Origin of the sequence: Bacillus pinisoli, assembly GCF_023036475.1 — a bacterium.
Taxonomy (GTDB): domain Bacteria; phylum Bacillota; class Bacilli; order Bacillales; family SA4; genus Bacillus_BS; species Bacillus_BS pinisoli.
This window is the reverse complement of record NZ_JAJQKI010000001.1, coordinates 375,996-402,649: the sequence shown is the minus strand read 5'-3', so window position 1 is coordinate 402,649 and position 26,654 is coordinate 375,996. Positions and strand designations below refer to the sequence as shown.

Annotated in this window: 30 protein-coding genes and 2 riboswitches; of the genes, 22 read left to right on the top strand and 8 right to left on the bottom strand. The window is 36.2% G+C overall.

Going from position 1 to position 26,654, the window contains the following annotated elements:
* The first annotated feature begins 94 nt into the window (after window positions 1-94).
* From LT143_RS02115 to LT143_RS02095, 5 genes are all read left to right on the top strand, one after another.
* Window positions 95-778: a response regulator gene (locus LT143_RS02115; protein WP_246939007.1), complete on the top strand. Its 684-nt coding sequence runs from the start codon at window positions 95-97 to the stop codon at window positions 776-778.
* Window positions 779-925: 147 nt separating this feature from the next.
* Window positions 926-1,975: a tripartite tricarboxylate transporter substrate binding protein gene (locus LT143_RS02110; protein WP_246939006.1), complete on the top strand. Its 1,050-nt coding sequence runs from the start codon at window positions 926-928 to the stop codon at window positions 1,973-1,975.
* A 60-nt stretch (window positions 1,976-2,035) separates the two neighbouring features.
* Complete coding sequence (locus LT143_RS02105; RefSeq protein ID WP_246939005.1) at window positions 2,036-2,491, top strand: tripartite tricarboxylate transporter TctB family protein; 456 nt, start codon at window positions 2,036-2,038, stop codon at window positions 2,489-2,491.
* 12 nt (window positions 2,492-2,503) lie between these two features.
* Window positions 2,504-4,030 carry a tripartite tricarboxylate transporter permease gene (locus LT143_RS02100; RefSeq protein WP_246939002.1) on the top strand — a complete coding sequence of 509 codons (1,527 nt, stop codon included), beginning with the start codon at window positions 2,504-2,506 and terminating at the stop codon, window positions 4,028-4,030.
* An 85-nt stretch (window positions 4,031-4,115) separates the two neighbouring features.
* Window positions 4,116-5,039 (top strand): AEC family transporter, encoded by a 924-nt coding sequence (locus tag LT143_RS02095; RefSeq protein WP_246939000.1) that lies wholly within the window; start codon window positions 4,116-4,118, stop codon window positions 5,037-5,039.
* Between the two features lie 23 nt (window positions 5,040-5,062).
* Here LT143_RS02095 and LT143_RS02090 read toward each other — a convergent pair whose 3' ends face one another.
* Genes LT143_RS02090 through LT143_RS02080 form a run of 3 tightly spaced genes read right to left on the bottom strand, consistent with a single transcriptional unit; the run spans window position 5,063 to window position 8,195 of the window.
* A complete protein-coding gene (locus tag LT143_RS02090) occupies window positions 5,063-5,506 on the bottom strand; it encodes a GtrA family protein (protein ID WP_272495654.1) in 444 nt (147 codons plus the stop codon).
* Window positions 5,460-6,497 (bottom strand): glycosyltransferase family 2 protein, encoded by a 1,038-nt coding sequence (locus LT143_RS02085; protein ID WP_246938996.1) that lies wholly within the window; start codon window positions 6,495-6,497, stop codon window positions 5,460-5,462. The genes LT143_RS02090 and LT143_RS02085 overlap by 47 nt, the downstream gene beginning before the upstream one ends.
* 18 nt (window positions 6,498-6,515) lie before the next feature.
* Window positions 6,516-8,195, bottom strand: a complete 1,680-nt coding sequence (locus LT143_RS02080) for a DUF6044 family protein (RefSeq protein ID WP_246938994.1) — start codon at window positions 8,193-8,195, stop codon at window positions 6,516-6,518.
* A 263-nt stretch (window positions 8,196-8,458) separates the two neighbouring features.
* Here LT143_RS02080 and LT143_RS02075 point away from each other — a divergent pair, with 263 nt between their 5' ends.
* The 3 genes from LT143_RS02075 to LT143_RS02065 all read left to right on the top strand — a co-directional run bounded on the left by LT143_RS02075 (window position 8,459) and on the right by LT143_RS02065 (window position 10,678).
* On the top strand, window positions 8,459-9,136 hold the full coding sequence (locus LT143_RS02075) for a hypothetical protein (RefSeq protein ID WP_246938992.1): 678 nt from the start codon (window positions 8,459-8,461) through the stop codon (window positions 9,134-9,136).
* A 9-nt stretch (window positions 9,137-9,145) separates the two neighbouring features.
* Window positions 9,146-10,342, top strand: a complete 1,197-nt coding sequence (locus LT143_RS02070; protein ID WP_246938990.1) for an efflux RND transporter periplasmic adaptor subunit — start codon at window positions 9,146-9,148, stop codon at window positions 10,340-10,342.
* 177 nt (window positions 10,343-10,519) lie between these two features.
* On the top strand, window positions 10,520-10,678 hold the full coding sequence (locus tag LT143_RS02065; RefSeq protein ID WP_246938988.1) for a hypothetical protein: 159 nt from the start codon (window positions 10,520-10,522) through the stop codon (window positions 10,676-10,678).
* Window positions 10,679-11,116: 438 nt separating this feature from the next.
* Here LT143_RS02065 and LT143_RS02060 read toward each other — a convergent pair whose 3' ends face one another.
* Window positions 11,117-11,893: a hypothetical protein gene (locus tag LT143_RS02060; RefSeq protein ID WP_246938986.1), complete on the bottom strand. Its 777-nt coding sequence runs from the start codon at window positions 11,891-11,893 to the stop codon at window positions 11,117-11,119.
* 142 nt (window positions 11,894-12,035) lie between these two features.
* Here LT143_RS02060 and LT143_RS02055 point away from each other — a divergent pair, with 142 nt between their 5' ends.
* The 5 genes from LT143_RS02055 (at window position 12,036) to LT143_RS02035 (ending at window position 15,310) form a co-directional block, all read left to right on the top strand.
* Window positions 12,036-12,413 carry a hypothetical protein gene (locus LT143_RS02055; protein WP_246938985.1) on the top strand — a complete coding sequence of 126 codons (378 nt, stop codon included), beginning with the start codon at window positions 12,036-12,038 and terminating at the stop codon, window positions 12,411-12,413.
* Between the two features lie 104 nt (window positions 12,414-12,517).
* Window positions 12,518-13,006, top strand: coding sequence for a hypothetical protein (locus tag LT143_RS02050; RefSeq protein WP_246938983.1), 489 nt, complete (start codon window positions 12,518-12,520; stop codon window positions 13,004-13,006).
* A 96-nt stretch (window positions 13,007-13,102) separates the two neighbouring features.
* The gene (locus tag LT143_RS02045; RefSeq protein WP_246938981.1) at window positions 13,103-13,519 is read left to right on the top strand and encodes a DUF3888 domain-containing protein; all 417 of its coding nucleotides are present in this window, start codon (window positions 13,103-13,105) and stop codon (window positions 13,517-13,519) included.
* Window positions 13,520-13,639: 120 nt separating this feature from the next.
* Window positions 13,640-14,071, top strand: coding sequence for a hypothetical protein (locus tag LT143_RS02040; protein WP_246938978.1), 432 nt, complete (start codon window positions 13,640-13,642; stop codon window positions 14,069-14,071).
* 435 nt (window positions 14,072-14,506) lie between these two features.
* A complete protein-coding gene (locus LT143_RS02035) occupies window positions 14,507-15,310 on the top strand; it encodes a phosphotransferase family protein (protein ID WP_246938976.1) in 804 nt (267 codons plus the stop codon).
* Between the two features lie 128 nt (window positions 15,311-15,438).
* Here the strand turns inward: LT143_RS02035 and LT143_RS02030 are convergent, their stop codons facing one another.
* Entirely contained in the window at window positions 15,439-15,741 is a 303-nt protein-coding gene (locus LT143_RS02030) for a hypothetical protein (RefSeq protein ID WP_246938974.1), read from the bottom strand.
* A gap of 142 nt (window positions 15,742-15,883) precedes the next feature.
* On the opposite strand from LT143_RS02030, the gene LT143_RS02025 reads away from it, so the two are divergent.
* From LT143_RS02025 to LT143_RS02015, 3 genes are all read left to right on the top strand, one after another.
* Window positions 15,884-16,165, top strand: a complete 282-nt coding sequence (locus tag LT143_RS02025; protein WP_246938971.1) for a hypothetical protein — start codon at window positions 15,884-15,886, stop codon at window positions 16,163-16,165.
* 62 nt (window positions 16,166-16,227) lie between these two features.
* Window positions 16,228-16,437 (top strand): hypothetical protein, encoded by a 210-nt coding sequence (locus LT143_RS02020; RefSeq protein ID WP_246938969.1) that lies wholly within the window; start codon window positions 16,228-16,230, stop codon window positions 16,435-16,437.
* 77 nt (window positions 16,438-16,514) lie between these two features.
* Window positions 16,515-16,850: a hypothetical protein gene (locus LT143_RS02015; protein ID WP_246938967.1), complete on the top strand. Its 336-nt coding sequence runs from the start codon at window positions 16,515-16,517 to the stop codon at window positions 16,848-16,850.
* A gap of 107 nt (window positions 16,851-16,957) precedes the next feature.
* Here the strand turns inward: LT143_RS02015 and LT143_RS02010 are convergent, their stop codons facing one another.
* Both LT143_RS02010 and LT143_RS02005 read right to left on the bottom strand, forming a co-directional pair.
* Window positions 16,958-17,983, bottom strand: coding sequence for a PTS sugar transporter subunit IIC (locus tag LT143_RS02010; protein ID WP_418909792.1), 1,026 nt, complete (start codon window positions 17,981-17,983; stop codon window positions 16,958-16,960).
* 406 nt (window positions 17,984-18,389) lie between these two features.
* Window positions 18,390-19,679 (bottom strand): hemolysin family protein, encoded by a 1,290-nt coding sequence (locus LT143_RS02005; protein WP_246939155.1) that lies wholly within the window; start codon window positions 19,677-19,679, stop codon window positions 18,390-18,392.
* 478 nt (window positions 19,680-20,157) lie between these two features.
* Window positions 20,158-20,253, top strand: a riboswitch (guanidine-I (ykkC/yxkD leader).
* Window positions 20,254-20,341: 88 nt separating this feature from the next.
* On the opposite strand from LT143_RS02005, the gene sugE reads away from it, so the two are divergent.
* Complete coding sequence (sugE, locus tag LT143_RS02000; protein WP_246938963.1) at window positions 20,342-20,665, top strand: quaternary ammonium compound efflux SMR transporter SugE; 324 nt, start codon at window positions 20,342-20,344, stop codon at window positions 20,663-20,665.
* Between the two features lie 65 nt (window positions 20,666-20,730).
* Here sugE and LT143_RS01995 read toward each other — a convergent pair whose 3' ends face one another.
* Entirely contained in the window at window positions 20,731-21,537 is an 807-nt protein-coding gene (locus tag LT143_RS01995) for an EcsC family protein (protein WP_246938961.1), read from the bottom strand.
* A gap of 172 nt (window positions 21,538-21,709) precedes the next feature.
* Here LT143_RS01995 and modB point away from each other — a divergent pair, with 172 nt between their 5' ends.
* The 5 genes from modB to LT143_RS01970 all read left to right on the top strand — a co-directional run bounded on the left by modB (window position 21,710) and on the right by LT143_RS01970 (window position 26,305).
* The gene (gene modB / locus LT143_RS01990) at window positions 21,710-22,369 is read left to right on the top strand and encodes a molybdate ABC transporter permease subunit (protein ID WP_246938959.1); all 660 of its coding nucleotides are present in this window, start codon (window positions 21,710-21,712) and stop codon (window positions 22,367-22,369) included.
* 119 nt (window positions 22,370-22,488) lie between these two features.
* A complete protein-coding gene (locus tag LT143_RS01985; RefSeq protein ID WP_246938957.1) occupies window positions 22,489-23,709 on the top strand; it encodes an EAL and HDOD domain-containing protein in 1,221 nt (406 codons plus the stop codon).
* A 311-nt stretch (window positions 23,710-24,020) separates the two neighbouring features.
* A complete protein-coding gene (locus LT143_RS01980; RefSeq protein ID WP_246938955.1) occupies window positions 24,021-25,493 on the top strand; it encodes a SulP family inorganic anion transporter in 1,473 nt (490 codons plus the stop codon).
* A 319-nt stretch (window positions 25,494-25,812) separates the two neighbouring features.
* Entirely contained in the window at window positions 25,813-26,010 is a 198-nt protein-coding gene (locus tag LT143_RS01975; RefSeq protein WP_246938953.1) for a hypothetical protein, read from the top strand.
* A complete protein-coding gene (locus LT143_RS01970; protein ID WP_246938951.1) occupies window positions 25,991-26,305 on the top strand; it encodes a YbjQ family protein in 315 nt (104 codons plus the stop codon). The genes LT143_RS01975 and LT143_RS01970 overlap by 20 nt, the downstream gene beginning before the upstream one ends.
* A 68-nt stretch (window positions 26,306-26,373) precedes the next feature.
* Window positions 26,374-26,480: riboswitch (TPP riboswitch) on the top strand.
* Window positions 26,481-26,654: the final 174 nt, after the last annotated feature.

The following is a 26,654-nucleotide window of genomic DNA, read 5'->3' as shown; positions in this document are numbered from 1 at the left end:
GTTGCAAACGTCTCTAACAAGCCGAAATCAGATTAGATAGATTAAGATCAACATGATTCAGATAAATGGGCTATTGCTAAAGGAGGAAAGACCGATGGATTCAGTTATCGAGGTATTAATCGTGGAGGATGATAAAAGAATTGCAGAGATCCATCGGAGATTTACAGAGAAAATAGATGGATTTACTGTTGTAGGTACTGCAACCACAGGTGAACAGGCAAAAGATTGGCTTGAAACCGTTCAGCCGCAACTTGTTTTACTAGATGTGTATTTACCCGATATGAAGGGGATTGAGTTAGTCAAATTTATCAGACAGCATTTTACTAGCATGGATATTATTATGATTACGGCTGCTTCTGAAGTTGATATCATTCGCCAAGCACTTCATGGAGGAGTGGTTGATTATATTGTAAAACCACTAACATTCGACCGATTTAAAATATGCTTGGAAAATTATCGTCTTAAAGTCAAGCAGCTGTCGCAACATTCTACGTTTACTCAGGAGCAGATAGAAGAACTATGGAACAACTCGCCAAAACAACAGGTGGAAGAGGATGCGCCAAAAGGCATTGATCCGTTAACGCTAGAGAAGCTCCTTGAAAGCATTAGTTCTACAGGCATTGAAGGAATTACGGCAGAAGAATTGAGTAAAAAATCTGGAGTGAGTCGCTCGACTGCCAGAAGATATTTAGAGTATTTAATCCTCCAAAAGAAGATCAATGCCCAGCTGATTTATGGTCATGTTGGAAGGCCAGAGCGAAAGTATTTCCTTCTGTGAACTTTATGAACAAAATGACCGTAATAAGTTTTTTTGAACTTATGACCAAATACTATAAAAATAATTAATGTTCTGATAATTTTAAGACAGCGCTTACAACGCTGTCTTTTCTTTCGTTAAAAGATAGATTAAAAGGGGGATGTTAAGGTGAAAAAAGTACTTTCTGTTTTATTTATTAGTTTACTAGTTTTAAGTTTAGCTGCCTGTGGAGGAACAACTCAAGAAACTTCGTCCAATTCAGGTTCAAACTCATCCAATTCTAATTCTGGAGAAGCTTCATCAGATTATCCAACAAAACCAATTACAGTTGTTGCGCCATCTGGAGCTGGTGGTGGATGGGATTTAACAGCACGTGCAGTTGCAAAAGTGTTTGGAGAAACAAAACTAGTTGATCAGACCATTACAGTTGAAAATAAGCCAGGTGGAGGCGGAGCTGTTTTCCTAGCAGAATATGCGACTCAGGATACAAAGAATCCATATAAGCTATTTATTAGCTCACCACCAATTTTAATAAACAACCTAAAAAAGGAAGGTAACAGTCCTTTCGGTTATAAAGACACAACTCCTTTAGCACAATTAACAAAGGATTATGGAGCAATCGTTGTAAATGCAGATTCTCCATATAATGATTTAGCATCCTTACTAGAAGCTATTAAAAATGACCCAACGAAAATTACGGCAGCTGGTGGATCATCACCAGGTTCCATGGATCATTTAATAGCAGTCCTACCTGCATTTAAATACGGAGTAGACCCGAAGCAAGTAAAGTATGTTTCTTATGACGGTGGTGGAGAAGCAATCGCTGCATTACTTGGTGGTAATGCTGATTTTATCGCGACAGATGCTTCTTCTGTAGGGGAATACTTGAAAGCTGGTAAGGTTCGTGTACTTGCTGTAACTTCAACTGAACGTTTAGCAGGAGATCTTGCAGAAGTTCCTACTTTAAAAGAAGCTGGGGTTGACGCAGACTTCACAATCTGGAGAGGTATCTTCGGTCCAAAGGAAATGACAGATGCTGAACAAGCATACTGGGAAGAAAAATTAACTGAGCTTTCTACGAACGAATCTTGGTTAAAAGAGCTTGAAGCAAATGGCTGGGAAAGTGAATTCAAGAGTTCAGATGACTTCAATAGTTTCTTAGAGAATCAAGAACAGGTAATCACAGAGTTATTAACGGCTCTTGGTATGCAAAAATAGGTTAACTCTTATGGAGAAGGATCCCACTTCTCCATAATCTTTTATTAGGGGGGAGTAATGATGAGTAAAACATTTGACCGCTATACAAGCTTCCTTTTCATCATTATTGGGGCTGGTTTTATTTTTGAAAGTAATAAGATTTCAGCTAGCTCCTATGGAAGTAACGTTGGACCGGATATGTTCCCAAAAGTGCTAGGGATGATCTTGGTTTTATTAAGTTTAAGGCTATTCTATGAAACGTTTCGTTATCAAGCTACTCAAAGAGGTAAGGAAAAACCTGACTATGTTCGGTTTCTAGTAATCTTTATTTCAGCTGTTTTATATGCCGCTCTTTTAGAAGTGCTAGGCTATGTCATCACGACTTTTCTCTTTTTAGTAATAGGCTTTCAGGTGATGCAAAAGGGTGGATGGATCAAGACAATCATCATTGCAGCTGCTTTTTCTTTTGGCGTCTATTATTTATTCGTTGAAGTGTTGAAAGGATCTTTACCAGGGTTTCCAATCTGGTTTAGTTAGGGGGTGGATGAAATGGAAACTTTACAATTTTTAGCGAATGGGTTTGCTGTCGCGTTACAATGGCATAATCTCGTCTTTGCTTTTGTTGGGGTATTAATTGGGACAGCAGTCGGTGTTTTACCAGGGATTGGACCAATGAGCGGTGTTGCTCTATTAATTCCTGTAACAGCATCACTGACTTCAGGGCTTGATCCTGAATCTGCAGCGGCAAGCTCTATTATTCTATTAGCCGGGGTTTATTACGGAGCTATGTACGGTGGGTCTACGACATCCATTCTATTGAATACTCCAGGTGAATCCTCTTCCGTTGTAACCACTTTAGACGGTTATCAAATGGCCAAGCAAGGACGTGCGGGAGCTGCCTTGTCTATTGCAGCCATTGGTTCATTTGCAGCAGGACTTGTTGCTTTAATAGGACTTGTAGCGTTAGCAGAGCCACTATCAGATATTGCCTTATCGTTTGGTCCTGCTGAATATTTTTCATTAATGATATTAGGTTTATGTGCGGTTAGTGGATTAGCGGGTAAATCAATGACAAAAGCATTAATCATGACTGTTGTGGGGTTACTCTTAGCAACGATTGGGATGGACGTGGTATCAGGTGTGGCACGTTTTACCTACAATCAGCCAATTCTCTATTCTGGAATAGAATTCCTTACGATTGCGGTAGGATTATTTGCACTTGGAGAGGTATTCAAAACAATCTTAGAGAAGGATGCTGAAGGAGGAGAAATTGCAAAAGTAGGAAGAGTACTGCCGACGAAGCAAGATTTAAAAGATAGCTCGGCACCAATTGTTCGTGGCTCTCTACTTGGATTTTTTATCGGGATTCTACCAGGGGCTGGAGCAACTTTAGCTTCCTTCTTCTCCTATATTGCAGAGAAGAAACTAAGCAAGAACCCTGGGAAGTTTGGAAAAGGTGCAATTGAGGGAGTTGCTGCACCGGAAGCAGCAAACAATGCTGCATCAGGCGGAGCGATGATTCCGTTATTAACATTAGGTATTCCAGGTTCAGGTACAACTGCGATCTTAATGGGTGCGCTTATCATGTATAACATCCAACCAGGTCCATTATTCTTTACAGATCATCCGAATGTAGCATGGGGCTTAATTGCTAGTATGTTTATTGGAAATCTGATGTTGTTAGTATTAAATATGCCTCTAGTAAAGGTTTTCGCTAAGATTATTGAAACACCAGCCAAGTACTTGTTACCAATTATTATTGCGATCTCGATTTTTGGCGTATATGCCGTTCAGTTCACTACGTTTGATTTATATTTACTGTTAGGCTGTGGGGTGTTTGGATATTTATTAACGAAACATGATTATCCTGTCGCACCACTAGTGCTTGGACTCGTATTAGGCCCGATGATTGAGAATAACTTACGAAGAGCATTAACGATCTCAAACGGTGATTATATGATCTTTCTGACAAGCCCATTATCACTTGTATTTTTAATCATCGCGACGCTTTGGATGTTAATACCTTTCTTATTAAAGCTAAGAGGGAAGAGCGTTGTCATCAATGAAGAAGGATGATGGTTAAGGCCATAGAGGTCTTACTAAAGACAAAGGAGTAGATGATTTGATCTACTCTTTTTCGATGACTGGGGGAGGAACACAAATGGATGTCTTTCGTTTAATCGTCATTAATATCATGTTTCCAATCTTTTTTACAGTAGCAATTGGTGTATTTCTTCAGAGAAAGTTCTCCTTTGATTTACAGACCCTATCAAAGATAAATACGTATTTCCTTCTTCCAGCCGTATGTTTTACAAATATTTATGAGGGTGACATTACCTTCACTCTCTTTTCAAAAATTATTTTATTTTTACTAATCAATACAAGTTTGTTAATAGTGGTTAGTCAATTATTAGCGAGAATGCAGAGATTACAGGGTGGATTGTCAGCGAGTTTTAAAAATAGTATGGTGCTTAGTAATGCTGGTAACTTCGGCTTACCTGTTAGTGAATTAGTATTTTATCAACACCCAATCGGGCTATCAATTGCGGTTATTGTATCTGCTTACCAAAATATCGTTACCTTTACATACGGTTTGTTCAATTCAGTAGGTAAGAGTCAAAAAAGGCAAGGAACAATGAAGGAAATCCTGAAGCAACCCATCATTTACGCCTTACTGTTTGCCATGGTCTTAAAAGGTGTACAAATGGAGATTCCAGCCTTTATTTGGCAGCCTGTAAAGAATATATCAGATGCCTTTCTTGCCATTGCTCTTATAACATTAGGTGCTCAAATTGCTTATCTGAAAATTAAACGGATTTTTAAGGCACTACTTTTCGCTGTGGTTGGAAGGCTTATCATAGGTCCCGTTCTAGCTTTTTTGCTCTTACAGTTACTTGGATGGGAAGGCGTTACAGCTCAAGCTTTATTCATCGCAAGTGCATTTCCTACTTCAAGAAACAGTTCATTATTGGCATTAGAATTCAATAATGAACCTGAATTTGCTGCACAGGCTGTGCTCATATCGACTCTATTAAGTAGTGTTACGGTTACAATTGTCGTTTCTCTAGCTACGATTTTTTACTAGGCCTAAGACTAGTCACGTCTCTGTTAAGAAACAGCCTTTGAAAAAACAATATATTTCTGCCCTATATAATTAGAAAGAGTATATAGCAAAGCTCCTGCCAACACGGCTAAATCCTGTTCGGTTAAAAAGCTAGGTAGATAAGGTGGTGCTCCCGTCAACGAGATGAACCACTTGCTTACGGTATAGGATCCAACATAGCAAATCAGTATAACTAGGATAAAAGAGGGGGCACCTTTTTGCAGAGAAACCCTGCTATCAAAAGTAAAGCTCCGGTTTAAAAAGTAGCTAATAATAGCCCCCATACTGTTTCCTAAAAACGTACTTGTCCAGTAGTTTATCCCGAGTTTAATAAGGATGAAGATGAGAGATAACCCTACTAAAGTATTGACCACGCCGACTAGAAGAAATCGAGTGAATGAGTTAGTTCGTTTCAGGAAGGGTAGATAATGGAATAGACCTTGATTCATGTTCGTCCCTCTCTGTCTCTCGTAACTGCTTTGGAATAGGAAGATTTAGTAGATCAATATCAACAATAAATTTGGGTCGGCGTTTTGTTTCTTTGTAAATCTTTCCGATGTATTCACCAATTAATCCAACTGCAATTAACTGTAAACCACCAATTAACCAGATGGATGTAATGAGAGAAGTCCACCCTAATTCGGTATCTCCAAAGAACTTTAAAGATAAGAAGTAAATACCAAATGCCATGCTCACTAGGAACGAAGTAATTCCTAGTAATAAAACCATTCTGATTGGAGTAACAGAAAAGGAGGTAATTCCATCAAAAGCAAATGAGAGCATTTTTCGTAATGGATACTTTGTCTCACCAGCCATTCGTTCTTTTCGGTCATAATATACCGAGGTAGACTGAAAGCCAATTAGTGGCACAATTCCTCTAAGGAAGAGATTCACCTCACTAAAATTCTCAAGTTCTTCAATGGCTCTTTTACTTAGAAGTCTGTAATCGGCGTGATTGTAAACGAGATGAACCCCCATCCTATTCATGAGCTTATAAAATGATTCGGCTGTGCTCCGTTTAAACCATGTATCTGTATCGCGTTTCCCTCTTACGCCATACACAATCTCATGACCTTCTTGAAACTTTTTAATAAACTCACGAATTACCTCGATATCATCTTGCAAGTCAGCATCAATGGATATCACACAGTCTGAACAGTTTTTGGCTGCAAATAATCCAGCTAAAAGTGCATTTTGATGACCTACATTCCGAGAAAGTTTTAAGCCTTTCATCATAGGATTGCGAATGCTCGCTTTGAAAATCATGTTCCAGGTTTGGTCCTTGCTTCCGTCATCTACAAATAGAACTTTACTGGTACTTGAAAGGAGTTCCTCTTGAATCATCCCACTGAGAAGCTGATCTAATTGAGTTATCGTATCGTGTAGTACTTCTTCTTCGTTATAACATGGTACAACTATCGTCAAAGTTGGTGTCTGCACAAACGTACCTCCTGATGGTTAAAGTAATTTGTATAAATAAATCTTCCATTCTGCCTGGTCATGTTCAAACGTTCTTTCTAAATGAAGGTTGTTTTCTACCGCATTTAAAATCGGTACAGCAGAGAAAATATATTTTCCACCCATTTCTTTTAGGGGCTCTGTGTTAATCTCTAAATGTTCAAGCTTCTTCTTTGTATGCTTTGAAAACATATAATGCTTTCCAAGCTCGGAGGTAAAGATGTAACAACGGCCACCCCATTCGTCAAAATATCTTTTAATTGTTTTATTTTTTTCTAGTTCATTCTCAATCACTTCTCTAAATTGATACTTATACGTTAAGGGGTAAAAATTGTTATACGTATCTAATGTGAAAAAGCCGTTATATTGGGAAACTGCGGGATGAATACCAATGGATGCTACCCGATAATCCTCAACAGGCAGGCCTATATACTGTTTAACATCTGTAAATAATTCTTCTGCAAAGAACTCCTTAACTGAGGGTTTATTCCGATAAATCATTTCATCATTAAATGCTCCTAACACAAGAAGCTGACCAATGATCATAAAAATAACTAACCCTTTGGAATTTCTCGTATAGGTCAGTAAGATCTTTAACCCTAAAGCAAAGCTCACATAGATCACAAGTGGTCTTAGGAAATGGAATCGAGCAAAATTAAAGGTATCCATGAAGTGGAAACGCTGAGTTAAAGGTAACCACCCTTTATAAAACCAAAAGGCATACCAAGTTGATAAACCGAAATTAAGAGCTAGTAAGTATAGAAACAGCTTTTCCTGTTTCCATAATTTCTTTTTAATAATGATAAACACGCCAAACAAGAGAACGGGAAGAATAATCAAGCCATGCACGGTCATCACATGGGTATGCCCAAGGACAAAGTTCTTAAAGGTCAATCGCACAACTCTCCATAAAGAAAGGCGGGCATGAAAGTATTCATCTCTTGAATTTGGATCCGTAGAAAATAGAAAGGAGTAAACGAGACGATATTCTACGATTAAATAAACGAACGTCATGTAAACAATGGAGACTAAAAAAGGTATATTCATTTTCTTTGTACGAATCCAATCAATGAACCAGAAGACACCAATTGCTACAAGAAAAAAGAAAAACCCAAGCACGATGCTTGAATAAAAAGGCAGAAGCGTGAGTACGACATAGTTCTTCCAGGAATGCTGACCATTGCGGATATTAAGAAATGCCCATAATGCTAACGGCATTCCTAGAGTGCTTAGCATTCCGGATGGCCAAAATGGTGTTAATGAAAAGGCTAATGCCGTTCCAATATTTATGAAGACCCATTCTTTCCCTTTAAGAAAATGAGATTTTAGCAATAAGTACATTCCAATAAAAGCAAAAACACGTGTAATCGTTTGACTTAGTGCATACGCAATCATCGTCGGGAAAAGAGCATGTAACCAAACAATTCCACTCCACTCGGTACCATAGGTGTTTCTGGAGATGCCATTAATAACTTGTGGGACGACCGAATTCATACCGCCAAAAATTTGGCCACTTTCCTTTAAGACCTTGTACCAGGCTAGGTTTGAATCTAAGTTATCGTGGACTCTAATATGTGCGTTTTCTCCTAATATAAAAAGAGGGGAAACATACAATGCCATGATGAAAAATGCTAAAGATAAGAGTACTTTTTCCTGAACAAACTTAGGTTTGACACCCATTTAAACGACACCTCAAAAATAATGTTGTATATAAGATTTGTATATATAGGAGAATTTATCCATATAAAATATTTACAAAGGGCTGTATGTGGATAGAATCATGCTTTCGCTATAGTGCTGAATGATGTAATAGAATGTAAAAAACCTTTACAAAATGGTAGGAAAGAATTATAAGGATTCGACATAATCTACCAAAATATGAAAAATAACTATGATATGATACTTGAAATAGGAAATTGTTGAAATTTGTTGGAGGTTGTGAAATGGAGTCAAATGTCCATGTTATTCGTGGAATCTTTCAATCAAAAGCTTATATACAAAAGGTCTCTGAACAAGAGCAAGTATTAATAAAACCTATTTTACTTAAAACCTCATTATTAGTGGGGATGAGTCTATTACTTTCAACTCTGCTAGGTTTAGCTGGATACCATACAGAGGAAATCTCAAAACTAGTAAATCAAACCTCCATGAAGGAAATTGAAGCACTTCAATTTTACCACGTCCTCGGATTAGGTTTAAAAGGGCTAATACTTCCTATTTTGTATGTTTTATTATCCTCTTCACTGAGTTATTTATTCATGAGAGAAATTAAATGGGGAGTACTCGTACACATTCATTTACTGTTTGTCTGGTTCTTACTTTTAAATCAAGCGATAGAATTAGGTTTATTTTATTTTTTTGGAATACCATCAATCTCTTCACCCCTCTCTCTTGGAATTGTCGGGCAAATTCTATTAGATCATCCTTTATTCATACACATACTAAGTCATATAAACTTGGTTTATTTAGGTGGGGTACTGTATATAACGCTCCTTCTTAAATCTGTTACATCTAGAAAAAAACTAGAGATCGGGTTAATTGTAGTAGGAATTCATCTGCTATTGGCTATTATTGCAGCTGGAATCTCTGTCATTAACATTGATTCTTTACTAGGTTTGTAGGAGGAAGACATGAAGAAATGGATTTGGTCATGTAGTATTTTACTAACAACAAGCATCATTGTAGGAAATCTATATCTCTATCAAAAATATAATGAAAAAGTGTACAAGGTAGAAAAGGTTCATCAGTTTGAACAGTCAAAAGAAGGGGATATTCGAATATCTCATATAAAAAGGGGAGTCGTTACGTCACTCGAAGAACAAGTCATATCTTATCAACAACAGCTCGGGACCATCGATGAAATCCTTGTAAGTGAAGGAGATGAGGTTACCGTTGGAACAGAGCTCCTACGGTATAGTACGAGTGAGTATATCGAGCTAACTGATCAGTTGGAAAGTAAAATAGATCGAGCAGAAGCAGAAATTACGAAGATTAAGAGTGATATTCTAGCTCTTAAAAGGGTTCAATTTCCAACCGAATTTGAATCAGAGTGGGAAGAAGCTCAGGCAGAAGCAAATGAAGCCTTAATTGATAGTCAAATCCGAGAGCTTGAATTCCAAGAAGAGCTGTTAGAAATGGACATAGAAGACTATGAATCACAATTGAATCGAGTCGAATCACAAATTGATACAAAGACCATTGTTAGTACAAGCGACGGAATTGTGAAATCGGTCTCGCCAAATGGTCAGGATGAGATTATGAAAATAATAACGTATCCTTATGTCATCAAAGGGGAGTTAACAGAACGTGATCTTGAACATATAGAGGTTGGTCAGAAGGTCTATATTCCCCAAGGAGAACAGCCGATCCTTGGTACGATCAGTGAGATATCACAATTTCCTATAAAAGCTCCTTCACTTCATGAAGAGACGAGCTATTTTCCTTTCTCTGTAACGGTGACGGAGGAGGAAAACCCACTACTATTTGCTCATCACCTTGAGGTTGAGATTGTGGAAAGTGAAAGTCTACAAACACAGCTACTCCCGAGTAAGACGATCGTCAAAGGAAAAAAACCTTTTGTGTACGTACTTGAGAATGGAAAAGTAAAAAAGGTAGAGATTGAGATTGGGCTAGAAAACAAAGGAAAAACCGAGGTTATAAGTGGAATTACGAATGAACATCTAATCGTAAGTAAGCCTACAAAATTAAAGTCAGATCTTCCATTTGTCATGCCCGCAAAAGAAGTATTCGGTGATTTTTCACAGTTAAAGGAAATCAAAAAGAAAAAAGCAACTGCCTTCGTATTAAGAGCAATGTTCGCAAATTAAAAGCTGCTGAAACAAGTTATAAGTAGTTCCGTTTCGGTGGAGAGATATATAAAATAGAATACTAATTAAGACCAAATCGCAAAAGATTTGGTCTGTTGTATTTTTTTATCAGCGTTAATTGGCAATGAATATTTGGATTAGAAGATTGGAAGAAGTTGCTTATAGAATAGAGGTGGAATGGTGACAATTTCATTTACTTTACTCATCTTAATTATATCGGTTTTAGTATATAGAGGAATGAAAAATGGAAGCATGCAATTTACAGTTAAAAAGTTTGTTGTAGGGGTAATTATAACTATCGTATTTATTAATGGAATTATGTTTTTCATGATGTAAATATACTACTGTGTTTGGGCGCGTAAATCCAAGAATAGATCAAAGCTATCTTTATAAAAATTACTAAACTAAAGGTAAGTTTACTTCAATAAGAAAAGACGAATTTATATTGTTGTTCGAATAGAAGGATGGAAAGAATTGCGGTTATTACTTGCTATTTTACTTATTTTGATCGGGAGTTTATTAATTGGGTTAACAATAGACAGCCTGAACAGGACAGGTAATTTAATTTTGAATCTAATAGGAATAGGACTTTATTTAGGGGCTGTTTTTGTTGTTAGAAGGAAGAAAACTAACAGTCATTTAAAATAAGAATAAGAATTCAATGAACTATGAAGAAATCGCAACTCGAGAAGTTACTCCTATTCCAATTATTGAGTATAGATTTGACAGTCAATGAAAAATGCTCCATAAGGAGCATCAATAACTTGCGAATTCTTATCTAAACATCGAATTAACTACTTGTATTAGTTTATTTTTTGATTTTGGGTCTTTTTTTTGGTTTTTAAACTTATAGCAGACAGAATAATGAAGGTCATCATAGACAAAATCAATTTGATAACCATCTGAAAGTTCATGGATATATGCCTCGTTGCTATTTTTAATCTTCACTTTATCAAACCCTTGATTTTTAGGGTTTAAGCTCTGATTTTTGAGTTGAGATGCTTTAAGCTCTAGTATACTTTTGTTACTCTTATACTTTATCGCAATTTCATCATCGATGATATTGCTTTTTACATGAGTTACATCATTTGGGAAATAGGAAGGAACTAGGACTGTCTTATTATATTTGCTCCTATAGGTTTTTGTTGCTTTAAGTTCGTTCATAAAAGGGTTAGCAGCGTCTGATACTACTGCAATGTTAGAAACTCTATTATTAGTTACAGTTACCTCCCAAATAAATGCAATTCTTGTAATCCCTTCATCACTATTTTCTACTTTTTCTTCTCCAAAGTAGCCAATGAAGACCATTGTATCTTCTTTAGATGAAGGTAATCCTTGTATTCTTTTGATAGGGGTATCTTCCCTTATCTCTGGAATTTTGACATTTGGCAATACTAGTTTTCTCAATTTGTCTTGGTCACTTTTGGAGATTGCATCAATAAATTGCTGTCTAACACGATCCTTATTTACCTCTTCCGCTGCTGAATTTATAGGGAACAGAACTGTAACAACTAATAAAAAGCTTAGTATCATATGTAATTTTAATTTCATGTTTAATCACCCAAGTATATTATTTACAATTAAATACATAGTTATGTGAAAATTACATCTCATAAAGGATGGATTTTTAAATTCTTAGTTACTGTTGGACAAACGGGTAAGTATAGTAAAAGAACGATTTGGAGGTGTGATCTTGAATACCAGTGAGATTGTTCTAAGGTCGAATAGAGAAATTAATAATGAAACCTACATAACTTTAAATAAGTATTTAGGGCGAGGACAAGTTACATATCTGGATTTAAATACACTACGACTAACAAAAGTAAATGTTGTTAATGATTTTAGCTATAATTTAATAATCAAGGATACATACGATGATTCCGATGTCAGTTTCATCTTTAGTGTATTTAAGTTAGAAGATGGATTACATATTTTATACATAAGGCACGATTTCCATCATTATATCGAAGTTAAAGAGACCATAGGTGAAGTGAGAGTCAGGTACAATTGGTTTCTTAAAATGATGATAAATTTTCATCAAGATGTCCTTTTAGCAAAAAGAGGGAATTAACATGATTGTATAAGCATGTTCATATTTCGCTAACGGGAAAGTTTAGTGGATTAACGTAAGGAGTGAATACAGTATTGAAGGATAAATGTCTTGAGAAAAAGAATATGAGTATTGTTCAAAGTAAATTCGGTGATTTGTTACAAGCATATGGATTTAGTAGGACTAAACCCACCTTTTATACAAGGCTATATGACGATAGAATTGAATTTATACATTTACATAAATTTAGGTCTGATTCATCCTTTAGAGTTTATAGTGGCATTAGGTTCCTTTTTGACGGTCTGGACTTTGTAGCATTGAATGGAATCCAAGCCAACGGATATAAAAACGAATATCCAATTCATTATAACTTTAGGTTTCATAACGATATAGAAACTACTACTAGATGTGCGAATCAAATACTATTATTTGTAGAAAATGAAGCTTTGCCTTGGTTTACTTATTGGAGAAATGAAGATTCTTTACTCAATCAGCAAAATTCCCCTTTAAGGGTAGAATTATTTTCAATTTATAAACTTTTTCAAGCTGAAAACCAAGAAAGTTTTTTAGACTTAATTTCTCAAAGCAAAAAGCTTTTAGGAATTAAGGAATAGGTTAGCTTATTGAAGTAACGGAAGAGGATAGTGGAACAAGGATATATATTTTTACTAGTGGGAAAATACCTTCAATATATTTTGGAGGTAATCTAAATGAAAAAAATATATCTAATCCTTACCTTTGTTATATTAACAATCTTATCTACTACTACTTATGCAAATTTACCCACCAAAACAGAAACAACAAGAGAAAATTTATTAGAAGATGCAGTTATAGACTTGTTAGCCAAACCTATGCTTGCAGCTGTAGATGATTACTACGGAACAACCTTTGAAATAGGCTCTTTTTGTGAAAGGGTTATTGAAATAAAAAAGCTTCATCATCCTGGTTCTTGGCTTTTTGAAACCAAGATTGAGTTTGTTACATTTACAGGTCCACATAATTTTATGGATATATTTACAGTTACGTTAAAAAAAGATTGGGAAACAGAGGGCGAATGGGTAATGCAGAAGTACAATGTAAGAAAATATGACCCGAAAGAAAAATATGAATGTCGTAGTCCAGCCTAATTGGTATTATATTAAAGCAACGGTTGCTTTTTAAGTTATGGGAGCCTCTATTGGCTTGTACCTCTTATTGGACTATTTTCCTTAAATCTAGGAAACATATCACTGAGGTGTTTTCCATAAATGAAAATGTTAACTTTAATGACCATTACAATTACAAGTATGATCTCTGCTCCAATTCTGGGTTCCGCTCAACCTGAAAAATGTCCAGTTCTAAGCGAATTAGAGGCAACATCAATTAAAGATAGAGAAGAAATAATTAGAGCATTAACTACTCTAATACCCAAAACTTATGGAACTGGATTAGAAGGTTTTCCTGACCTATACACAAGATGGAATATTGTAACTGCCAAACCTTTTCCTAAAACAGTTGGGAATGAAGATGAAGCTTATTTTGGAATGGCCAAGACCTTTTGTGGCAAGGAAATTGCTGAAAAGTCATGGCTTGTACGCTTAGATTTTCCAAAAGCACCTGGTGCTAATTTAGCCCAAGGTCAAATATTTTTAGCAAAAAGTAAGGAAAAAGGATGGTTTGTTTGGTTTCGATACCACTAGACTGCTATTCCCTATACTAAAAGATGCATTTCTTCAAGAAGGAGAAGTGCATTTTTTGTGGAAGTTATTAAGCTAACGCACCCTTATCTACAGTACCTGCAATAAAATGTTGATCTGTAGCACCTTTTATCTTTATGTACATGTAGTCAAAGATAAGTGATTAAGGACTTGACTTGGAGCCTCTGTGGGCATGATTAGTCTTGAAAGGCTGAAGCAGGTGTTTCAATAGGCAAGCCAGCCTATCATACCCACCCCTCCAAGTAAAGTCCTATCGTTGCATACTTTAAAAACTATAAAAACTATAAAAACTTACTGTAGATATTGCTTCCACAAAGATAGAAAACTAGCACTTTTACTTTCTTTACTTACGTTGAATACGGTGGATTTTCATACTGTAGATAAAGAGCAGTTTAGTGGAATAAGAGTTAATAAGGGATGAGAGAATTGAAACCAATACTTATTGATGAAATACCAATTTCAATAAAGGATTGTCTAAATAATATTTTTTCCATTAGTTTTCCACGCCAAGGTTACACCTCTGACGTGGGATTAATCAAAAGTGAGCAAGGATCTTTTGCCCTAAAAAGGACAAAGGGTAAATTGTTTTGTTCAATGTTAAAAACAGAAGTTTCTATTTTAAATTGTTTGATTAAAGAGACTGAATTGCCTGTACCAAAGGTAAAGGGATTTTTAGAAAAAGATGATGAAATGGAGTCTTGGGCTCTCATTGAGTTCGTAGAAGGAGATACTCTAAGAACAGCTTTATTTAACGAAACTTGTAAGGTAAAACGTCAAGAAATAATATTTAACTTTGGAAAAATCTTATCTCAAATTCATTCAACCCCATGTCCCAATGAACTTATAAAAGAACAACCGTGGATCGACCAAATTTTATATAAAGCAGAAAATAACTTGAAAAACTACAAGGTTGACGGAACTAAAGAGTTATTAAAGAAAATTAAAACAAATAAGCCCAAAGTATATAAACATACTCTTATTCACGGGGACTTTACAATTGATAACGTGATGGTATCAAATGGAGTTATTACTGGCGTTATCGATTGGAGTAGCGGAGCTTATGGAGACCCAAGAAGTGATATTTCATTAGCTATTCGTCCCAAACCAAATGCTTTTGAAAATGAAATAGATAAACAGATATTTTTTGAAGGCTATGGAGACAAGATAATAGACAATAATGAATATGAATATTTTGCCAACGGGTTATATGAATTTTTTTAATTTAATTTAACACATTTGCTCTTCAACTAATGTGGTGCGATTGTAAAATGTAATAGGCCACTGATCCTAGCAGGAACATTGGCCTTTGTTGTTGAAGTAAAGAGTGAGTATAGTGAAATTGGCAGCTGCTAATCTAATGTTGGTAAACCCAAAAGCATACATTTTAAAACTATAAATGTTACTTTCCATCTGCCTCGGATAACCATCTTTATTGGATGTTCATTATTAAGCTTAATTACTAGTCCCTTAAGTGAAGACTCCTGATATGCCATATATAATTTTCCGCGGTCTATCGTTGTTCCCCATTGAACATAAGCTGTAGGACCAGTTGTTTTTCCGTCCCGAATTAAGTAACAACATTCGTCTTTTGTTATTATGTATTCACCAGAAAGAGGTTCATAGTTTTTAACATCATTTATTATCAGTTCCATTATTTCACCTGTCACCTGTAAAATTAATATAATTTAGTATGAGTAACTATAATTACATAATAGCAAATGTCACAATAAAATAATAAGAGAAATTAACTAACGGGCAGGTTTGTTCAACAAGATTAAGAAAAGGGGATGGGATATGAAGAAATTTACTAACACTCATTTAGCAATATTATCATCCATTTTTATTCTAATATCTGTTATTTACAGTTTGATTGCCAATGAACCAATTTATAAAATTACTTCCTTTTATCAAAATGCGACTATGGTAGTGTCTATGATTTCATTAGCCGTTCACTATAATGCTTTGAAAGAGAATAAAGAGAAGAAGAAACTAATTTTATTTAGTCTTGTGGTACCGATTACAGTGATCATTTATTTTATAATTGGTATTATCTATTGGTTTAACAGTGGATATTAAAATACTGATTTAAAGTTATATATTTCTAAATCAACTAACTGAAGTTTTGTGGGGGAACTAAAATGCTTAGTAGAATGTATTATTTTGGAGTGAAGATCTTGGGTTTAACTGTTTTTTTTGTTCCATTGATCTTAAACGCTCTAGGTATTCTAACAGAACTTAGTAAGGTAACTGTCATCACTCTAATAGTCATAGGAACATTGTTATTATTATTAGGAGACGGTCTTGAAAGAAAACACAAAAGGAAGGTTCAAGAGAGCAATTTCAAATAGATGATTTCTACCATTAGTAAAGAGTTTTTCTGGTTTAACAATGGGGATTTTAACCTTATAAGAAAAGGAGTAGTATCTTGGATAAAAGCAAAAGAAGTATTCTATATATAAATATGTTTGTAGGTTCCTTAGGTCATATATTAATAATTGTAGGAACATTAAGGTACCTTGAAGCTGTTGGTGGTTCAGGGTATCTACTATCATTTATGGGCTTCATATTAACTATGATTTACATCAATTATCTTGAAGCGAAAGCTGATATAAGTAAAAAGATTATTTGGGTTAAATCCATTTTATCTATACTAACGCTTTTGGTTATCTATATCTATTATTCTAATTTTAAATTTATTCAACTAAAGGGGGCATTAGTTAAACAATCTAATCTCTACAAACAAAACGCTCGGATAAAATAATCCAAGCGTAGTTGTTGATGCTTATAGTGTGTTATCGTGAGTTATTTCATCTGTTATTATAGATTTTCTCCACAGTATCGGAATAACTTAAAACAATCAGCTTTTTTCTATCGTTCCGTACTAATTTTCAAATCACCGAATTTAATATACCCTTTTTTTCGCATCCATTCAGATAAGCCGAGGCTGATGAGAGCTGGTCCGACAAAATGGAGGAGTAAGATTTTTATAAAAACACTAGTCGTAAAGCCCATTACAGAAAGTGTCATCATCGGTCCAACAAGACCACTCGTACCCATTCCAGCCCCCGCGGCATTGTTGAACATAGGGAACAAAATCGTTCCAAACGGTGCTAACAAGGCTCCGGCAACGGTAGGGGGTATGAGAATCAGCGGATTCTTAATGATATTACCAACCTGTAGCATAGATGTACCAAGACCGATTGCTAGTAATCCTCCAACTCCGTTTTCACGGTAACTACTAGTAGCAAATCCAATCATTTGCGCTGCACACCCAATAGTAGCGGCCCCTGCAGCAACACCTTCTAATCCAAGCATGAGAGATATGGCAGCACTTGAGATAGGAGCAGTTAACGCCAGTCCCATCAGCACGGCAACAAGTATTCCTAATAGAAGCGGTTGCTGCTTCGTTGACCAATTGATCAACTCCCCAAAACTTGTCATTAATGTACCGATAGGAAGACCAATAAAGGTCGCTACTCCAAACCCAACAAAAATAGTTGTTAAGGGCGTTAAGATGATATCGATTTTTGTTTGGCCATGAATCAACTTTCCACACTCTGTTGAAATGACGGCTGCAACATAACTCCCAGCAGGACCTCCTAGTGCAGCCCCAGCTGCTCCACTTATAATGCTTGCAAAAATGACGAGTGGAGGAGCACGAAGGCCAAATGCAATTGCCGCCCCAATGCCAGGACCCATCAAGGTTTTTGCAAGATTCCCCATATCCATTAAGAAGGTGGATAAAGCAGGAGCAAATGTAAGCTGCTTACCAATCGTTTCAATAATTAATCCAATGATTAAAGTAGAGAACAGGCCTAATGCCATAAAGTTAAGAGCCGTTACGAAATAATCGTGTGGACGTAAAGAGACATCTTTCTTTTTCAAAAAGGAAATCAATAAGTTCACCGCCTTACCAAAATTAAACAAACGTTGATTAAATTATATAGTGTAGCGGAGTATACAGCAAATTTAGAGAAAGAATATGAGTGTGGACTTGAGGGCAATTAGACAAAAATTGGAGTGAGTATAGTGTCCAGACGAGGCTTAGTTATGGCGAATTTATAAATATATTGACCACTTGGGCTTGGATAATGGCGAAAAGTTAAGTTTATCGACCACCAATGGCTGGCTATAATTTGGCCTAAACTGTTATTGGCGATAAAAAAAATATATAGGCTAAACTGAGCTGTATATTGGCGAAAACTAAATTTTATCGCTCAAAACTCTTACTATATCAACGAAACAGCTGAGAATATCGACCAAACCCTCTACAAAATAAAAAAGAGGGGAGATCCCCTCTTTATGCTGGTGATTGTTGAAGCAAGCTTCTTTCCACTTTGATCTTCTTAATATGGAAGCCTTCCATCTCTAAGATGTGGAATTCAAAGTTATTGACATGAAGGATGTCACCCATTTTAGCATCCATCTTCTCTGTTAAAATCCATCCACCTATCGTATCAACATCCGTATCATCAATCTCAAGTCCAAAGAGAGTATTAACCTCTTCAACTAAGACTCTACCATCAATGATGGTTTTATTTTGATCAATCTTTCGAATGTCTGGCGCTTCATCATGGTCGAATTCATCACGAATTTCACCCACAATTTCTTCAATAATATCTTCTACTGTCACAAGTCCATCTGTGCCGCCATATTCATCAATCAAGATAGCCATATGAACTCGTTCCTTTTGCATCTTAACAAGCAGTTCATGTAAAGAAATCGTCTCAATGACTTGAATCACAGGTCTCATATATTGAGAAATAATAGACTTTTTACGTTCACCTTTAATATATTCCGTTAATATTTCTTTCATATTGACCATACCAATAATATGGTCCTTATCGCCTTCGTAAATAGGATATCTCGTATAATTTTCAATTGATGCAATTTGGATACATTCTTCAATTGACATATCTTTTTCAAAACCTATGATTTCGGTACGAGGCACCATAACCTCTTTTGCTATACGATTATCAAAGAGAAAGATATTGTTCATATATTTATATTCGGACTGATTAATTTCGCCGCTCTTTAAACTTTCTGAAAGAATCATCCGAAGTTCTTCTTCAGAGTGGGCCATTTCATGTTCAGAAGCAGGTTTTAAACCAAACATTCCTGTAATTAAGCGTGCAGATCCGTTTAAAGTTTTGATAAACGGGTACATAAGCTTATAGAAAAAAATTAATGGCTTTGCAAAAAGTAATGAAACTGTTTCTGCCTTTTGGATCGCAACGGTTTTAGGTGCTAATTCTCCAACGACAACGTGTAAAAAAGTGATAAGCGTAAAAGCTATTGCTACGGAAAGAATAGCTGACATTGAACTTGGAATGTCAAGTAAAGCAAATACTGGGCCTAATAGATGCGCCACAGTTTCCTCTCCAAGCCATCCTAGTCCTAAAGCGGTGACGGTAATACCAAGCTGACAAGCAGATAAATACTCATCAAGATTAGTGATTACTTTCTTGGCGGCTAATGCATTTTTGTTTCCTTCTGAAACAAGCTGGTCAATTCTTGTACTACGAATTCTAATGATTGCAAACTCTGAAGCAACAAAGAATCCCGTTAACGCAATTAGTAAGGCCACCATCATTAAATTAAATATTTCCAAGCAGTCTCTTTATCAGTGAAAACTGATAAAGATTACACCTCCTGATTTTTAGACTATTATTAATATTTACTTTGTTAAGGCTTGAATTATTCTACAACGGAAAAAGAATAGTTGAGTGTGTAAAATCAGAGGTCCAAATGGGAGATTTATTGTGGGGTGTTAGTGGTGTTACTACTGTATAAGAAAATACCCTGAATCTAATTGGGAGTCCCTGATTTGACACGAATATAGAATTCTTCTAATCTATAAAACTTCCCAATGAGCGTACCTCCCTTTCATGTTAGTTACTTTAAATTTACAATATCTAGTTTTAATCGTCAATGTATTAGGTTCTTTTCTAAAACTTTGTTTCTTTTCAGACAACTACTTCTAAGGCTCTGTTAAGTACTTATGATAAAGGTAAAATGGTGCGTGTTCTTTGACGGCCAAGTTCAGTTTATGATAAATTGCAAGTGACTAAAAGGTTTTCTAGGGTTCCGCAGTTTAACTGGCAGGTCCGAGAGAAAACGCATGAGAATACTCATGTACACGGAGGGATAAAAGCCCGGGAGTTGCCAAAAGGATACTCCCGGGCTTTTCTTTTTCTTAGGAAAGTTTCTTCTTTAAGTGTGCATGATAAGAAAGTAAGGAGTTGGTAGGAGATGGCATGGATTTATTTACTAATTGCCGGTATTTCAGAAGTAGTTTGGGCAATAGGATTAAAATTTTCGCAAGGATTTACAAAATTAGTTCCAACTGTAATTACAGTTGTGGGGATGATCATTAGTTTTTATTTTTTATCTCTTTCGCTAAAAACATTGCCATTAGGTACGGCATATGCAATTTGGACAGGAATCGGAGCGGTTGGAGCGGTAATCGTCGGCATGATTCTATTTAATGAACCTAAGCAACTTTTAAGAATCTTTTTCCTTGTCCTGATCTTATCTGGAATGATTGGGTTAAAGGTAACGTCCGGAAACCACTAATAAAAGAGGGATGCAGGATAACTAGAAAAGCCGCCATTCAGGCAGCTTTTGTGAATATCCAATACTCATCCCGGTTGTACCTGCAATCTCTCAGTGATTCTCCTCTTTTGGTAAAGCATACGGCCTATTTCACTAATATCCTGTATCATGGAACGGTTGATAAATGCTCCGAAAATCATTCCGGCAACAGGGACTAATTGAAATAGCTTTTTCCAGCCAAATTGATCACGATATGTATAGATGACCTCACGCCAACCTTGAAGCTGTGATACCATTTCTTGATGATGGAGATCTCTGTGATAATAGTCGCTTAGTTCCTCAAGTATGGCTTGTTTTCCAACTATATCTGCAGATGAAAACTGTAAACACTTCACGATGAAAATTCTTTCTATCTTATCTTTAGGATCATATCCATAGGAGATGGCAATCTCCTGAAGTGTTTTCAAAGATAAGCCCAGTAGTACAGGAATATCCACAGCAAGAGTGAAGATTCCGCCAAAGCCTGTTGTGGCACCTTGAACAGTTGCTAAAGTTTGACGATTTTGAGTAATCTCCTCACTTACCTTGTTCATAGATAGGAGAGGGAGGTTTGAAATTTCATGAATACTAGTTGGAAAATAAGCTGGAGTGCCATTTGTATATTTTTTAAATATCTGATGTTCATTCACCAGGTACTGACCACCTGTCTGAATGTATTGGCCTAGCTCATCCAATAGCAAACTTATTTTCTTTTGTATAAAGATTGGTGTCATTTTATCAAGTAGTTTAAAAGGCAGTCTCCCAATTCGATCCCATAACCATAATCCCTTTTGCTCTTCTTCCCATTTCAAAATGGTAGAAAGTGCTTCTTGAAGCTCTTCTTTTGTCTCCATCATTTTCTCCCTTCCACTCGTAAAGAATGATCTACTTCTATTTTGTCTCATCCGACAATTTTTATCAGAATTTACCTAAAAAGTACTTATAAGTAATTTCATAGTAAAATACCTTTACTACAGTTACAATAATGGTTACAGAAATAAAAACACTGAAGGATTGAATGATAGAATGACATTAGAGTTTTTTGAGCCAATAAAGCTGTCAATACAAGTGGCCTTGCTTTCAAGCATAATTGTCTTTTTTGTTGGAATAAGTGTGGGTAAGCTAATGGCCCGGAAAAAATTTAAAGGCAAAATGATCGTTGAAACAATTTTACTTTTACCTCTCGTTTTACCACCATCTGTAGTAGGGTTCATTCTATTACTTCTATTAGGAGCCAGTAGCCCTGTTGGTATATGGATGGAATGGCTATTTGATCAACCTCTCGTTTTCACCTGGTGGGCTGCAGTCATTGCATCGACTGTGGTAGCATTCCCGTTAATGTACCAGGCAGCTAAAACAGGATTTGAAGAAGTGGATAAAGGAATTGAAGATGCTGCACGTGTAGACGGAGCATCAGAACGAACGCTATTTGTGAGAATTACCCTTCCGCTTGCGAAAAGAGCAGTGGTATCAGGTGCTATTTTAAGCTTTGCTCGTGCACTAGGAGAGTTCGGTGCTACATTAATGGTGGCGGGTAATATTCCCGGTAAAACCCAGACGATTCCTACGGCTATTTATATCGCTATGGACACTGGTAATTTACGTTTAGCATGGTTATGGGTAGTGGTCATGATTTTCATTTCATTTACGATGCTAGCCATGGTGTATAAAGTAAGAAAAGACTAAATCTTCCAATAATACTAAAGTAGTGTAAGATAGGCCATTATTACTAAAAATAGTGATGGATTTATTGCTAATAAATGCTAGAATATAATAGATAATGAGCCATCTAGGGGGAGCAATAAATGATGGAAGTATTTGTGGCGAGGCAGCCAATCCTTGACGTTAGCGAACAGTTAATAGGTTATGAATTACTATATAGAAATGGTCAAGCAGACTTCTTTAACCATTTAGATGGTGATAAGGCAACGATTGATGTATTAGTGAACAGTTTTATATCAATTGGTGTAGACAATATAGCGAATAAGAAGAAATGTTTTATTAACTTCACTGAAAATCTTCTGCTTCAAGAATTCCCAGCCTATTTTCCTGCTGAGTATGTTGTAGTGGAAATACTAGAAACGATACAACCAACACCCGAAATTATAAAAGCAATCCAAAAGCTTAAAGAGCTAGGATATACAATTGCGCTAGATGATTTTATATATGATGATCGATACATGGAACTAGTAAAGCTTGCAGATATTATTAAGGTTGAATTTCCCCGAGCATCGGCAGAGCAGCATTATAAACTTATCAATATCGCTAGAACGTTTAACATCAAACTACTTGCTGAAAAGGTAGAGACCAGACAAGAATTTGAACTAGCTGTAAAATTAGGGTATGACTATTTTCAGGGATACTTTTTCAGTAAGCCTACAGTCATAAAAGCAACAGATATTCCGTCCTATTCTCACGTGTATCTGGAGATTATCCAAGAAATCAGTAAAGATACACCAGATATAGATGCCATAACTAGATTAATAGAAAGAGACCTATCACTATCTTATAAACTCCTGAAATTAATTAACTCAGCAGGGTTCCAATTAAGAACGAAGATTACGTCTCTTAAACAAGCAATTGTCTTGTTAGGACTAAAAGAAGTGCGCAAATGGACCTCTATTATTTCTTTATCTAGTATGGGGAAGGATGTCTCTTTCCAAGCAATTGAGCTTTGTCTATCAAGAGCTAAAATGGGAGAGTTACTATCTTTCCATCTTAGGAAGGATCAATCGGAATTTTTCTTATTAGGTATGTTTTCTTTAATAGACACAATTCTTCATCGTCCGATGGAAGATGCCGTAAAAGTGTTACCTTTTTCACAGGATATTAAAGATGCATTACTTGGGTCTAATAATGTGTACGGAGATACGTTGGAGTTAATGAAGTCCCTTGAAAATGGAGAGTGGGACACATTCTCAACATTGAGCCAAAAGCTTGGTATTTCAGAAGAAGAAAGCATGAACTGCTATGCAAAAGCAGTTGAATGGTCTACCTATATTGTGGATATTGTCCAAGCTTCATAACAGTATAAATACTAGTTGAAGGAGTGCTACTGGCACTTCTTTTTTGCAAGCGTCCGATGCTACATATACGGCTAGCTTGCAAATTTTTTGCGTCTGTTAGAATATTTTTTCTTTTTTTAGAGGTTCATTTTTATGAGAGACAGAGGAAAACAGAGAATAGTGGAGGAAATTGAAGTTTACTTACAACGGTATGCGCTTACATAAGGATTTTAATTATAGGTTGCTTATGTTACTATTTTCATGTTGCAAACGGCCCCTGACTTTCATGAGAGTTGAAAGTCAATAAAAAGGAAATTGAAAGAGGTGCAATCTTGAATATACAACAATTAAAAACGGAATGGTTTGGAAATGTACGTGGTGACATTTTAGCAGGAATCGTTGTAGCTCTTGCTTTAATTCCAGAAGCGATTGCTTTTTCCATCATTGCAGGAGTAGACCCAATGGTAGGTCTGTATGCATCGTTCTGTATAGCTGTAGTGATCGCGTTTGTAGGAGGAAGACCTGCGATGATTTCAGCAGCTACGGGAGCTATGGCACTTGTCATGACCACACTCGTTCGCGATCATGGCCTTGAGTATTTACTAGCTGCTACCATTTTAACAGGAGTACTTCAAATAATCTTCGGTGTGCTTAAGCTTGCCAGATTTATGAAATTTATTCCTCGTTCTGTAATGGTCGGATTTGTAAATGCATTAGCGATTCTCATTTTTGCAGCACAGCTTCCGCATTTCGTAGGCGAAGGCATCGTCATGTATGCTATGGTTGCTGGAGCTCTAGCAATCATCTATATTTTACCTAGATTTACAAGGGTCGTTCCTTCACCACTAGTAGCCATTGTCGTGATTACCATTATTGCCATTTACACAGGAAGTGGCGTTCGAACAGTTGGCGATATGGGTGAACTAACACAAGCTTTACCATTGTTTGCAATGCCTAATATTCCATTCACGTTAGAGACATTAAGCATTATTTTCCCGTATTCACTTGCGTTAGCTATGGTCGGTTTGCTTGAATCATTACTAACGGCAACGATTGTAGATGATATGACAGATACGACAAGTGATAAAAATATGGAGAGCCGTGGACAGGGAATTGCGAATATTGTAGCTGGATTTTTCGGTGGTATGGCTGGTTGTGCAATGATCGGACAGTCCGTCATTAACGTAAAATCAGGTGCACGCGGAAGATTATCAGCCTTAGTTGCTGGTGTATTCTTGATGTTCTTGATCTTAGTGTTAGGAAATATCGTTATTCAAATTCCAATGGCAGCTTTAGTCGGTGTTATGATTATGGTGTCAATCGGTACGTTTGACTGGTCTTCTTTAATGAGTATGAGAAAAGTGCCGTTAACCGATACGATTGTTATGGTGGTCACAGTTGTAACCGTCGTTTTCACACATGACTTATCAAAAGGTGTGTTCGCCGGTATTTTACTAAGTGCAATCTTCTTCGTCGCGAAGATTTCAAAAGTTCAAGTCTCAAGTACAGTAGATCACGCACTTAATAAGAAGATTTATAGAGTAAGAGGGCAAGTTTTCTTTGCCTCTGTAACAGACCTCCTCACGTTCTTTAATTTCAAAGACGAACAACATAAGATTGAAATTGACTTCTCTCAAGCTCATGTTTGGGACGATTCAGCTGTTGCTGCGATTGACAAAATTGTCATAAAGTATCGAGAGAATGAAAAAATCGTAACGATCATGGGTCTAAATGAACCAAGCTCTTCTTTAGTGGAGAAGTTAGCTGTTCATAATAAGCCAGGAGCGAAGGCTTCGGGACATTAATAGATAAAACGCCTATCCTTTTGGATAGGTGTTTTTTTTTGTTGCGGCGAAAGTGGGTTTTGTGCGATTTTCATGGGTTTGTATGCAATTAATCAACTTTACTGTGCAATTGCTCGGCACTACTGTGCAATTCCAGTATTCAGTTCAAGAAAATAGCCCTATCTAGAATAAAAAATAGCTTAAATAATGAAGATCACTCTCTAAAAAGAAGTTAATGCTTTAAAAATGCCTAGCTAGGCCATTGGATTCCTAAAAAAAATTTCCAAACGATGCCACCTTTCCAAATTTTAGTCGTATACTTGTATAGGGAGTGGTAAGGATGAAATATTTTTTAATCTTTTTATTAATTGTGACCCAGTTAGCTGGTTTTTTGTTTATTATTCAACATCAGTTTGCCATTGCTATTATTTGTTTTAGTTTAAATGCTGCTTCATTAATACTCTTGTTAATACTACTTGTAAAGGAACGTTTAAAAGAAAAAAAGGAGGAAGAAGAAAATGATTATCGCGACTACTGATTTTGTACCAGGTAAGGAAGTAAAAGAATACATAGGATTTGTGAAGGGAAGCACTGTTCAATCTAAGCATATTGGAAAAGATTTACTCGCAGGGCTTAAAACTATTGTTGGTGGTGAAATTAAGGAATACACGGAGATGATGGAGGAAGCTCGTCAAATGGCAATTGGCAGAATGGTAAAGGATGCTGAGCAAAAAGGAGCCAATGCAATAATTGGTATGCGTCTTGAAACCTCAGCAGTTATGCAAAATGCTGCCGAATTAATTGCGTATGGAACAGCAGTCGTAGTGGAATAGTTCATAGGATTTAATTATTGACAAAAATTCGTAAGATGTTATGATGAAAACGAAAATACAATAACGAATGATTTCACTGGGGGAGCCTTTACAAGGCTGAGATTAAAGTGTGGCTTTAAGACCCTTTGAACCTGATCTGGCTTATACCAGCGTAGGGAAGTGGAGGTTGGAATCTAATTACTTCTGACGATAAACCACTTTTCTTTTTGAAAAGTGGTTTTTTTGCATAATGGTCTAGTTTATAGCTAGGCATTTGCATCATAATCCAACTCCAGCACCCAGCCCTTCGAGTTAATTAAACTGAAGAGAATAAAATGGAAGATCGCCATTTCCTTCTCTTCAGAACATT